Annotated in this window: 11 protein-coding genes; 1 reads left to right on the top strand and 10 read right to left on the bottom strand. The window is 57.5% G+C overall.

From position 1 onward, the window contains the following. Window positions 1–196: 196 nt before the first annotated feature. Window positions 197–400: a DUF1127 domain-containing protein gene (locus B3M58_RS19715; protein WP_296221688.1), complete on the top strand. Its 204-nt coding sequence runs from the start codon at window positions 197–199 to the stop codon at window positions 398–400. A gap of 42 nt (window positions 401–442) precedes the next feature. Here B3M58_RS19715 and B3M58_RS19710 read toward each other — a convergent pair whose 3' ends face one another. The 10 genes from B3M58_RS19710 to B3M58_RS19665 all read right to left on the bottom strand — a co-directional run bounded on the left by B3M58_RS19710 (window position 443) and on the right by B3M58_RS19665 (window position 11,622). Then, window positions 443–1,570: a glycosyltransferase family 4 protein gene (locus B3M58_RS19710; RefSeq protein ID WP_296221686.1), complete on the bottom strand. Its 1,128-nt coding sequence runs from the start codon at window positions 1,568–1,570 to the stop codon at window positions 443–445. Beyond that, window positions 1,570–2,712, bottom strand: coding sequence for a glycosyltransferase family 4 protein (locus tag B3M58_RS19705; protein WP_296221708.1), 1,143 nt, complete (start codon window positions 2,710–2,712; stop codon window positions 1,570–1,572). The genes B3M58_RS19710 and B3M58_RS19705 overlap by 1 nt, the downstream gene beginning before the upstream one ends. Next, complete coding sequence (locus tag B3M58_RS19700; RefSeq protein WP_296221706.1) at window positions 2,690–4,078, bottom strand: glycosyltransferase family 4 protein; 1,389 nt, start codon at window positions 4,076–4,078, stop codon at window positions 2,690–2,692. Before B3M58_RS19700 ends, B3M58_RS19705 begins: the two co-directional genes overlap by 23 nt. Before the next feature lie 8 nt (window positions 4,079–4,086). Then, on the bottom strand, window positions 4,087–5,337 hold the full coding sequence (locus B3M58_RS19695) for an ABC transporter ATP-binding protein (RefSeq protein ID WP_296221685.1): 1,251 nt from the start codon (window positions 5,335–5,337) through the stop codon (window positions 4,087–4,089). Further along, the gene (locus B3M58_RS19690) at window positions 5,337–6,134 is read right to left on the bottom strand and encodes an ABC transporter permease (RefSeq protein WP_296221683.1); all 798 of its coding nucleotides are present in this window, start codon (window positions 6,132–6,134) and stop codon (window positions 5,337–5,339) included. Before B3M58_RS19690 ends, B3M58_RS19695 begins: the two co-directional genes overlap by 1 nt. Further along, on the bottom strand, window positions 6,134–7,573 hold the full coding sequence (locus B3M58_RS19685) for a mannose-1-phosphate guanylyltransferase/mannose-6-phosphate isomerase (RefSeq protein ID WP_296221682.1): 1,440 nt from the start codon (window positions 7,571–7,573) through the stop codon (window positions 6,134–6,136). The genes B3M58_RS19690 and B3M58_RS19685 overlap by 1 nt, the downstream gene beginning before the upstream one ends. Window positions 7,574–7,577: 4 nt before the next feature. After that, entirely contained in the window at window positions 7,578–8,549 is a 972-nt protein-coding gene (gene gmd / locus B3M58_RS19680; protein WP_296221681.1) for a GDP-mannose 4,6-dehydratase, read from the bottom strand. Next, entirely contained in the window at window positions 8,549–9,469 is a 921-nt protein-coding gene (locus B3M58_RS19675) for a GDP-mannose 4,6-dehydratase (RefSeq protein WP_296221680.1), read from the bottom strand. Before B3M58_RS19675 ends, gmd begins: the two co-directional genes overlap by 1 nt. A 111-nt stretch (window positions 9,470–9,580) precedes the next feature. Next, complete coding sequence (locus tag B3M58_RS19670; protein WP_296221678.1) at window positions 9,581–10,426, bottom strand: FkbM family methyltransferase; 846 nt, start codon at window positions 10,424–10,426, stop codon at window positions 9,581–9,583. A 38-nt stretch (window positions 10,427–10,464) separates the two neighbouring features. Continuing rightward, window positions 10,465–11,622: an acyltransferase family protein gene (locus tag B3M58_RS19665; protein WP_296221676.1), complete on the bottom strand. Its 1,158-nt coding sequence runs from the start codon at window positions 11,620–11,622 to the stop codon at window positions 10,465–10,467. Between the last annotated feature and the right edge of the window lie 6 nt (window positions 11,623–11,628).

Raw genomic sequence — 11,628 nt, 5'->3', positions numbered from 1 at the left:
AAACCTATTTCAGGACTAGACAACCGATTGCAGCACCGCCAGTACAGGTCATACGGATTGCCAACAGAACAGTTGGCTAAAATCCGAAACTGAGCCAATACAATTTCACCTTGCTGTGACTGCCACCTGAATTGCCCCTGCGCCAGTATGGATACCCATACCCCCACACCCGCCTGGCGCGGGAAGGTCTATCGCCATGGAGCGCAGCCTCAGCAGCCCCCTCACACTCAACCCGCCACGCACTCAATGGCTCGCCCGCCTGCCGACGATCCTAAAACGCTGGCAGCTCAACGCCCGCACACGCCGACAATTGGCGGCATTGGATGAGCGCTTGTTGGCCGATGCGGGGATTAGTCCGAGCGCGCGGTTTGCCGAGTTGGAGAAGCCGTTCTGGCGCTGAGTCGCTACAGCCCTCGGTCTTTGACTATCCTGCGCTCAACACTCAACGCCCTGAACGCTTGCCGGCCAGCAGTTCCCGGTAGAGGGCGGCCGTCTGGTGGCCCATTCGCTCGGCAGTGAACAGCTGTTCGTACCGGCGCTCTGCCTGCTGCCCCATCTGCGCCGCCTGCTCCGGGTTATCCCACAGCGTGCGCATGGCTTCGCGGAAAGCCTGTGGGTCACTCGGCGGCACGACCAACCCCGTCTGACCATGAATGTTGATATAGCTGGTGCCCGTACCAATCTCGCTGGAAATCATCGGCTTGCCATACATTGCACCTTCCAGAAGGGATATGCCAAAGGCTTCCGAGCGCAAATGCGAAGGAAAGACGATGGTGCTGCACAGCTTGAGTAGCGCGACCTTGTCCTCGTCACCCAGGCGCCCGACAAAGTGCACGTGGTGCAATCCAAAAGCCTGCGCCTGCGCGCGCAACGCCTGCTCCAACGGGCCGGCACCGACGATGACGACTGGATAGCCCGTGCCTTTTACCGCCTCCAGCAGAATATGCAGGCCTTTGTAGTAGCGCATCACCCCCACGAACAGGAAGAAGCGTTGGCCGAAGCGTTGCTGCCAGTGCGCGATCCGCTCGATCGAGGGTATTGGGTAGGAGGCTTTATCCAGACCATAGGGGATGACCCGCGTCTTGTCTTTGTGCCGGGCAAGCACTTCGCTGGTACGCAGATAGTTAGGCGAAGCCGCCACAATCCGATCCACACTGCCGAGAAACTTATGCATAAGCGGCTTGTACAGCGTCAGCAGGTACTTCTGCCGAACGATGTCGGAGTGGTAGGTCACCACTGTCGGCTTGCTGACTGCGGATGCGAAATGCACCACATCCATAAAAGGCCAGGGAAAGTGGTAATTGACCACATCCACTTCAGCCGCGAGCTCGCGAAAGCGCCTGAACACGCTGTAAGAGAACCCCGTGGAGGCAAGGTGAAAGTCCAGCTTGGCCCGATGCACGCGGTGATCGCCCAGGATCAGTTCTTGCTGTTCCGGTGTGGCACTCAACGTCAGCACCTGGCTGTCTATGCCCTCGGCCACACCGCTCTGACAGAGCTGATAAATGACCTGCTCAATGCCGCCCATCGACTCAGGCAGGTAAGTCTTAAAAAAATGCAGAACGCGCATTAGCTCTCCATGACCTGTCGATAAACACCGGCGGTTATAGCCGCACAGTTCTTCCAAGAAAAATGCTTGGCGCGTTGCAGCCCAGCAGCGCGGCGGCTGCCCCACAACCGATCGTCGTCGATCAACTGCACGATGGCCTCGGTGCACCCGGCCTCGTCGTCTGGAGCGACATAGATTCCCGAGTCGCCTGCCACCTCTGGAAGGGACGCCGTGCCGCTAAGCACGACCGGTATACCGCTGGCCATGGCCTCTAACACGGGAAGACCAAAACCTTCGTAGAGCGATGGGAACACCAGCAGCCGTGCACCCGCCAGCACTTCTGCCAATACCTCATCCGGTTGATAGCCCAACAAACGCACATGCCCACCGGCCAGGCCACGCTGGAGCAATTCAGCGAATTCATCGCCGCGCCAACCGGACATGCCGACGATGACCAATGGAAAGCGTTGCCGCAGGCTGACCGGCAGTCGCTCATGGGCACGCAAGGCCAGCTGCAGATTCTTACGCGGCTCCAGCGTGCCTACACATATCAGATATTTGCCAGGTTCAAGCCCCAAGCGCTGCAAAGGCTCACGTAATAGCCGCTCATCGCGTGGGTGGAAGCGTGGCGCGCAGCCCAGTGGCGCGACCACGATTTTGTCTCGATCGACAGCGTAATATGCCGCGACTTCGCCAGCGACGAACTGCGAATCGACCAGTATCCGCTGCGCCTGCTGCACGCTGCGTGCAGCATGCCGTTCGATCTCGACCAGGCGATCGGCCGGCTGGGTTTCGGGGTAATGCACATGCGTCAGATCGTGCAGGGTCATCACCATCGGCCCGTCGAAAGCCAGTGGCCACAAGCTCGGTTCGTGATACAGCGCCACGGGGTGATGGCGCAGGCCCGCATTGAAACGCTGTTGCTCGAGGAGTCGGCGTAGCCGATAAGCGCCGGGCAGCCACTGCTTGGCCAATCCACTCCAACGCGAATAACCGGGCATAGGCGCCGAGGGCAACTGGCGTTGCCAACTCCAGCCGTTGAAGAACTGCAGCTGCAGATCGCGTTCGGCATCAAGCGCCGTTGCCAGCTCAGCCAGGTAATGTCCGATTCCAGTACGTGGTGCTCGAAGAATCCCGGCGTTAAGGGCGATCGTAGAGCGCATCGACATCACACAACGTCTTCTGTCCAGGAGCGGACTGGCTCAGATGCGCGGTAATCCGCGCAATCAACTGCTGGGTCGATGCGTTCCAGGTCAACCAGGACCAATTGCTCATCGCGGCCGCAGCCGGGAAATCGCCACTGGCTTCGAACCGCTCGATCAGCGAGGCCAACGACGCCGTATCGTGCAGGTCGAAATAAGCCATGAAGTCACCGCCAATTTCATGGAACACCGGGATATCGCTGGCCATCACGGGCAGCCCACGCTGCATGCCTTCCACCAGCGGCAGTCCGAAACCCTCTACAAACGAGGGGAAGACCAGCGCGCGAGCATGGCTGTACGCATGCTCCAAGCCCGCATCGTCGAGCTGGTTGAACATGAACAGGCGTTTATTCAACTCCGAATGGCTCTTGATGCGCTCGATTAGCGCGTCACACTTCCAACCGACACGGCCGACGATACACAGGCACGCAGGTGAGCTCTTGGCCCAGAGCTGCTCGAACGCACCCAGCAAGTAAGCGTGATTCTTGCGCGGCTCAATGGTACTGACCATCAAGTAAACCGGGGCATGGCCATCGAACAGGCGCACCAGCGTCTTATCCAGGCGCGGGCTGACGGCAGCCAGGTCCAGCTCGGAACCCAGGTGGAAGTGATCGAACCAGCGTTTTTCGGCCTGCTCGCGGCCCAAGCGGCGGGTTACCTCGGCGCGAACCTGATCGCCGATGGTGGCCGAAATGGCAATGAAGCCGTCGGCAGTCTGGGCAATCCACTCAAACCAGCGGTCGAACACACGAACCAAGCCAGCATCGCAAAACTGCGGATGGGTGAGGGGGATCAGGTCGTAAATCACCGAGACGATTCCCACGCCTTCGGCTTTCAATCGCTCTGCCAATGGGAAGAAATCGGCATGCCAGGAGGAGTCCAGCAGCACCAATTGATCGCCCGGACGAGTCTGCAGAGGCACGGCACGCTCAGGGGCTGGCGTGTCGTCGTTGAAACGGTCGATCAACCGCAAGGGAACGCTGAAGCTCATGCTGCCTAGTCGACACAGGATATAGAGCGCTCGTCGCACGTTATGCGAACTGCGCATCGGCCAGAACCGCTCCAGACGCGCGTGCCAATACCAGTAGCGGTTGCGCCAGTGCTCCAGCTTCACGCGCAACCGGCTGACACGCGACAGCCGCGTAGTCGGCAAGGGCGCCAGACTCAGCACTCGATGCACCTGCCCGCCTTGCATCATGACGGGGATGCATTCGACCTCTGCGTTCACTGCGCGCAGATGGCTAATGACATTACGCACGACACGCTGAATCCCCGAGTTATCGTCGGGGTGCTCAAACACATAGGTACATTCAACTAATAAACGCATATCGGCTCTCAATGACCCGCCGGTGAGGGCAGCGGGACAGTACGTTCAATCGCTACGCGCGAGTCCAGCCAGGCGCACCCGACAAAGTCCGGCTGCGCGATATTGATCACGTGGAACACCAGCGCAAAATCGCGCCACTCGTAATTGGTGTCCAGGTGCGAGTCGAAACGCGACAGAGACAAGGCGATGGAGTAGTTGCCCTTGCCCAAACGTGCGGGAAACTCGAAGCGATAAATCACTTGCTCACCTGCGGTGAGATTTTCCAGTGACCGGTTGAGGCGATGGGTATTGATGCCGTAGATGGCCTGCCCCATACGGTCCTTGATCATGAAGCCCAGCACCAGGCGCGGAATATCGACCTTGATATCGACGATCACCTGCAACGTGACGGTGCTACCGACAGAGACCACCTCGATCCGTTGTCCTTGCTCATTGATCAGGGCCACATCGGCAAAACCCGCTTCGCCAGTACCGGAGATGGTGCGAATCTGCCCCCCCGCTAAGCGCTCCTGGCGTACCGTTTGCTGTTCCTTTTCGGCCAGCATCGCGCTGTAGAAATCCATCACCTCTTCCGGCGCACCTTCCAACGCCAGCCGGCCGCCGACCAGCAGGATGGCGCGGTCGCAAAGCGACTGAATCGCTTGCCGATCATGCGACACGATCAACAAGGTGGTGCCCGCCTTGCGAAACTCGCGAATGCGATCGAAGCTCTTGTGCTGGAAATAGGCATCGCCGACCGACAGTGCTTCATCGACGATCAGCACATCGGGGCGGCGCGCGGTTGCCACGCTGAAGGCCAGACGCATCTGCATACCGCTGGAGTAGGTGCGCACCGGATGGTCGATGTACTCGCCGATCTCGGCAAAGGCCTCAATCTCGGGCATCAGCGTCTGTAACTCCTCCATACTCAGGCCCAGCAACTGACCCGCCATACAGACATTCTGCCGACCGCTGAAGTCTGGGTGGAAGCCCATGCCCAGCTCGAGCAGCGCGGCAACGCGCCCTTCGATCTGGATACGCCCTGCATTGGGCTGGGTGGTGCCGGTGATCATCTTTAGCAGCGTGCTCTTGCCTGCACCGTTGACGCCGATAATACCCAGCGCCTCGCCAGGTTTGACCTGGAAGGAGACGTCCTGCAGCACCCAAGTCAACTGGTGGCGCGGCGCCGAGAAGGGGATCAGCCATTCGGCTAGGCGCGACCAGCGCGTGGGGTATTGTTTGTAGGCCTTGCCCAGTTGGCTAACTTGAATACTGCCCATCAGAGCTCATCCACCATTTCGCCGGAGCGCTTGCGAAACAAGCGCATGCCCAACAGGCAAAGTGCTGTCGCGAACAGCGCGGTCGGCCAGAGCGCCGACCAGTCGGGCCATTGACCATAGACAAAAATGCCCTGATAAGCAGAAATCAGCGGCACCATCGGGTTCATCGCGATCCAGGGCTGGATTGCTTCGGGGAGAATCGACAGTGGATAGACGATGGGGGTAAACCAGAACCAGAACTGCAGAAAGATCCCGGTGAATTGCCCGACATCGCGGAAGAACACATTCAGCACCCCGAGAATGATGCCCAGGCCAATGGAGAAGGCGATCTGAATCAACAGGACCGGAATCACCCCAAGAATGGCCCAACCGGGAAAGTTCTGGGTCACCAGTAAAAAGCCGAGAAACAGCGCAAAAATGATCGCGAAGTTGACCCCGGCATTCAGCACCACGATCAGCGGCAAGCAGATACGCGGGAAGCTGAGCTTCTTGATCAGGTTGGCATGTTCGAGAAACACCGACTGACTACGGCCAATCACCTCGGCGAAAAAGCCCCAGGCGAGAATTCCCGCGCACAGATAAATACCGTAGGCCAGGCTGTTATCCACGCCGGGTAGGCGGGCCTTCATCAGCTGGGAGAAGATCACCGTGTAAACGATGATCATCGACAGGGGATTGAGGATCGTCCAGGTCGCGCCCAGCAAGGAGTTGCGGTAGCGCGTCTGAAACTCGCGCTTGACGCTACCCAGGACAAAACCGCGGTAATTCCAGACCGCACGTACCATGCCGATCGCCACTAGAGAATCCTGCCGTATTGATCTTCGAAACGAACGATATCGTCCTCGCCCAGGTATTCGCCGCTCTGCACTTCAATCATGACCAGATCGATCACCCCAGGGTTCTCCAGGCGGTGCTTGTGCCCGGCTGGGATAAAGGTCGATTCGTTGCTGTTGACCAGGCGCGCTCCGTCACCATTGGTGACCTTGGCCATGCCTTGGACCACCACCCAATGTTCGCTGCGGTGGTGGTGCATCTGCAGCGATAGCGCTGCGCCGGGCTTGACCACGATACGTTTGATCTTGAAACGCAGGCCTTCCTCCAGCACCGTATAGGTGCCCCAGGGGCGACTCACGGTGCGGTGCAGGCGATAGGCATCGTGGTTGTTGTCTTTCAAGCGTTTGACCACTTGCCTTACATCTTGGGCACGGTCGGCGTGGGCCACCAGAATGGCATCGGCCGTATCGATGACGATCAAGTCCTCTACCCCAACTGTCGCCACCAGGCGGCCTTCGCTCTGTACGAAGGTATTGCGGCTGTCGATAAAGATCGCTTCGCCCGTCGCGCGATTGTTCTGCGCATCCGGTATGACCAGATCGCTCATGGCCCCCCAGGAACCGATATCACTCCAGCCGAAACTTGCGGGGACCACTGCGACCTTGTTCGAACGCTCCATCAGTGCATAGTCGATGGAAATATCCGGCAGGGCCGCGAAGTGTTCGGCATTCAGCTCCTGTTGCATCACCGCGCCCAGATCCTGGGCAGGACTCGCTGCCACGCAGGCAGCGGCCAATTCGAGCAACTCGGGGGCATGGGCTTCGAGCTCTCCTAGCAGGGTGCTGGCGGTGAAGCAGAACATCCCCGAATTCCACAGGAACGTGCCGCTGGCTAGGTAGTGTTCGGCGGTGTGCTGGTCAGGCTTTTCGACAAAGCGCTCGACCAAGGCAGCGCCCTGCTGATCCAGCGGCGTGCCGACTTCGATATAACCAAATCCGGTTTCGGGTGCCGTAGGACGGATGCCGAAGGTGACCAGGTAGCCATCTGCGGCCAGTGCAGCGGCCTGTTTCACTGACGCGACAAAGGCATCTGAGTCCTGAATCAGGTGGTCGGCGGGCATCACCACCATCATCACTTGATCACCGTAGCGCTCGCACAGCACCAGCGCCGCCGCGGCAATGGCTGGGGCGGTATTGCGGCCCAGGGGCTCGAGGATAAAGTGGGCATGCTGACGCGGCAGCTTGGCGGCAAGAAAGTGATCCTTGCTCTGGAAGTAGTAGTCGCGGTTGGTCACCGTAACGATATCGCCACCCTGGGCCAGCAGCTCGGCGGCCCGTCGGTAGGTCTTGGCCAGTAACGACTCGCCATCGGGTAGCCGCATAAAGGGCTTGGGCTGCCCTTCTCGGGATACCGGCCACAGCCGGGTGCCGGCACCGCCGGAGAGAATCACGGGAACTAACATGGACCTACTCCTTGGCCACGCGTTTAAGGTCGGCGTCCACCATCATCTGGATCAGGCTTGCCAAACTGGTCTTAGGCGCCCAGCCCAGTACCCGCTCGGCCTTCCCCGGGTTGCCCAGCAACACCTCTACTTCGGCTGGGCGGAAGAAAGCCGGATCGATCACCACATGCGCTTGGTAGTCCAGGCCCACGTGGGCAAAAGCAATGCGACACATCTCGCGTACAGTGGTGGTCACACCTGTAGCCACGACATAGTCGTCGGCCTTGTCCTGCTGCAACATCAACCACATTGCCTCGACATAGTCGCCGGCAAAGCCCCAGTCGCGTTTGGCGTCGATATTACCCAGACGCAACTCTCGCTGTTTACCCAGCTTGATTCGCGCGACGGCATCGGTGACCTTGCGGGTGACGAACTCGATACCGCGCAGCGGCGATTCATGGTTGAACAGGATGCCGCTGGAGGCATGCAGGCCAAAGCTTTCGCGATAATTGACGGTAATCCAGTGACCGTACAACTTGGCCACCCCATAAGGGCTACGTGGATAAAACGGCGTGTTCTCATCCTGCCGCTCAGCCTGAATCAGGCCAAACATCTCGCTGGTCGAGGCCTGGTAGAAACGCGTTTCCGGGCTGAACTGGCGAATCGCCTCCAGCATATGGGTAACGCCCAGGCCATCGACGATACCGGTGGTGATCGGCTGATCCCAGGAGGTTGCCACAAAACTCTGTGCGCCGAGGTTATAGACTTCATCGGGACGTGCCTTAAACACCGCCCGCTGCACCGAGCTGGCATCGGCGAGGTCGCCATCCAGATAGTTGATCTCAGACTCGATACCCAACTCGCGCAGACGCCAACGCGTATCGCTGCTGCGCCGGGCCACCAGACCGTGAACCTGGTAACCCTTGTCCAGCAGCAGTTTCGCCAGATAGGCCCCATCTTGCCCGGTAAGCCCGGTAATCAGTGCACTTTTACTCATTATTGTCGTTCTCTTTCTTCCCAGTCAGAGAGCACTCTGCGCAGGGTCTCCGTGATGTTTACGCCAGGTTTCCACCCGGTCTCTTTTTGTAGTTTGTCGGAGCTACCGACAACCCGACGCTGCTCGGCTCTGCGCATCCGCGCGGAGTCCTGCGCCAGCTCCACCTTCACCCCGGCCAATTCGGCCATTTCTTTGATCAGGTCGCGAACCCGACGTTCATTGCCAGAGCAAACGTTATAGACCTCGCCATTGCGGCCATGCTCCAACAGGAGCAGGTAAGCCTCGATGACATCCTGCACATCCAGAAAGTCGCGGGTTACATCAATATCCCCGACATCCAGGCGCGGCGACTGCAACCCTAGGCGAACCCGAGCTATCTGTCTGGCCATATTGGAGATGACAAAAGCTTCGCCCTGACCTGCACCGATATGGTTGAACGGGCGTGCCACTATGATGCGCCAGGGCTCGGTATAGCTCCACTGCAAGCAGAGTAATTCAGCCGAATTTTTACTCACTGCATAGGGGTTTCGCGGCTGTGGAATCAATGTTTCGACGACTGGCAAGTCAGCTTCTGCAACTTGACCGTATACGTCGCCGGAACTGACGTAGAGGAAGGTGCCGTCGAAGCCTGTATTTTTCATGCCTTGCAGCAGGTTGAGCGTGCCCAATAGGTTGACCTGGAGGGTACGTGCCGGATCGCGGAATGCTTCTGGAACGAATGTCTGGCCCGCCAAATGGATAACCGCATCCGGCTGGTGCTGCTCCAGCATGCGGTTTAGCACAGCGCTATCGAGCAGATCATAACTGCCCTCAGGTAGCAGCAACTGCCAGTCAAGTGCTGCCTGGGTGCCGACGAGTAGGCGCTGCAGGTGCTGCCCGACAAATCCTGACAGCCCGGTCACCAATATTTTCTTTCTCATGCGTGTTCAACCTGTTTGCAGCGGATCAGGGAGAGCGAAGAACTGTGCCGAGCTTTTAGCTGAGCGAACTTTAATCTGCCCACGTACCTTGTGCTGTTATCTGATATTCAGCTAACGAGCGGCAACCAATCGCTTCAACGAGGTGATTAGCCTTGCCACCTTCCACAGGCGGCTGCTGTAAATCGCGGCTAACTGCGCCTCAGCAAAATCGGCACGCTGCATGGCGCTTTTCAGGTTTACTTGCAGCGGTTCAATGTCCACGACCGGGTGGCTGAAGCGGTGCCCGTAACACAGCTGAAACTCATCAAGGAAATTGGGCGGCATAGACAGTGGCGCAAGTAACTCGAGTTTTTCCTGCGCGACGTAATAGCGGTTAATGCCGTCGCACAGGGCGAGTTGATAGTTCGCCTGTAAGATAATGGATTGCCATTCTGGCTCTCTGTTAAATGGTGACTCAATGAGGATGAGCCAAGGGCGCCATTGCTGGAAGTCCATTCCACGCAGCACCTGCTCTTCAAAACCTTCGACATCAATTTTAAGGAAATGAAACGGTCGCTCATGGTTTGCATGCTCTTCACAAATGCTGGCCAGGGTTCGTGTCTTTACCGTACGTTGGATAAAAGGAATGCCTTCGGCTTGTTGCAGTTGCGCCATGTCCAGACTGAGGGTTGAAAGCCCCGTTTCTGGTGACTCGAAGAACACCAGTTCATCTTCTCGGTCACCTACTGCCACGCAGAGGTTTATATCCTCGGGGCGCTCGTCGCACAGTGACTGGTGGTAGTGCAGCACCGGCTCAATATTGATGCCGCGCCAGCCGCGCTCGTACAGCGAGCGCGTTACTGAGTCGTGGGTTGGGTGATTGGCGCCGATATCAATATAGAAACCGGGCCCGAAAAATCTCAGGGCCCGCCACAGCATCACATCTTCAAAATTTTGCGCGTAGGAAATGAATGGCATGGGCGAAGGCATCCTGGCTGCAGTAGTGCTGACGGTTTTCAACGGCTATGAATAGGGTTATCTGTACCGGCAGAAATTTCCCGCCCGGTTAACATGCGTTGTGCGATGCGTTTGCCGTGCTCACGCAGTGGACATTCGATAAAGCGATAGTTAAGTTCGCTAAGCACAATAATCAGCGCTCCGGCCGTGAGCACGAAGTGATAAAAAAATTGATCACCGAAACTGGCCTGATCCGGATAAAGACGATGCCATATTTCGCGGGTAAAGAAGAAGGCGGGAACATGGATCAAGTAAATGGCGTACGAGCGCGTACCAAACCAAATCATTAGATTTTTGAAAGCACCGCGAGGAAAAAGGTAATCTCGATCATACGAAGCGATCAGAACAAGTACTGCGCAGAGGAGTGCGATCATGCCAATTCGTACAGAGACTATCCGCAGTTGATCGGTGCCGAGTGCCGCTAGACAGGCCAGCAGGCCAACAAGAATGACAGGCCCCCACCAACCACGCGCAAGGAAGGCGGGCTGGAACAACTTGTAGGACGGATGTGCACTCCAGAGCGCAATTAAGATACCCAAGGCCAGCGCGTCGGTACGGAACATCATGAGCATCGGTGTTCTGAGTGTAAACAGTTGCAATAAAACCATCCCTACAAGGGCGTAGGGTAATAATCGACGGGTCAACAATATAAGAAACGGAAACGCCAAATAGAACTGCTCCTCCAGCGACAAACTCCAGTACACAAAGCTCGCGCCGTAATCCCACTGCATAAATAGCTCAGCGAAACGGATATTTGCAACGTGCAGAACAGCGGCAATGGTGGCTTCGAAGTTAGTTCTGAAACTGCCAAATGTACCCGACTGATTGAACCCAATAGCGGCAAGTAAAATAATGGCTAGCCATAACCAAGCAGAGGGCAAAAGGCGCCATGCTCGTCGTGTCCAGAAGGCCAAGGTAATTCGTAGTGCAGATAAAAAATCATTACTGCTTTGTAGTCGAGGCACTAGATCGCGGGCGATAACAAAGCCTGAGATTGCGAAAAACAGGTCAACGCCAAAGCCCCCGCCAAAGTAGCTATAGAAGCGGGTCAAGGCTGGAGTTGTCCACGTCATTAAGGTCGTACTGGCGTGATAGACAACAACAAACAGCACCGCCAAACCACGCAATAACTCGATATCTTCGATTCTATTTTTCATCTCGAC

It is taken from the genome of Pseudomonas sp. UBA2684 (assembly GCA_002354655.1).
In the GTDB taxonomy this organism is placed as follows: Bacteria; Pseudomonadota; Gammaproteobacteria; order Pseudomonadales; family Pseudomonadaceae; genus Aquipseudomonas.
The sequence above is the reverse complement of the archived record's forward strand: the minus strand, read 5'-3'. Positions and strand labels throughout refer to the sequence as shown.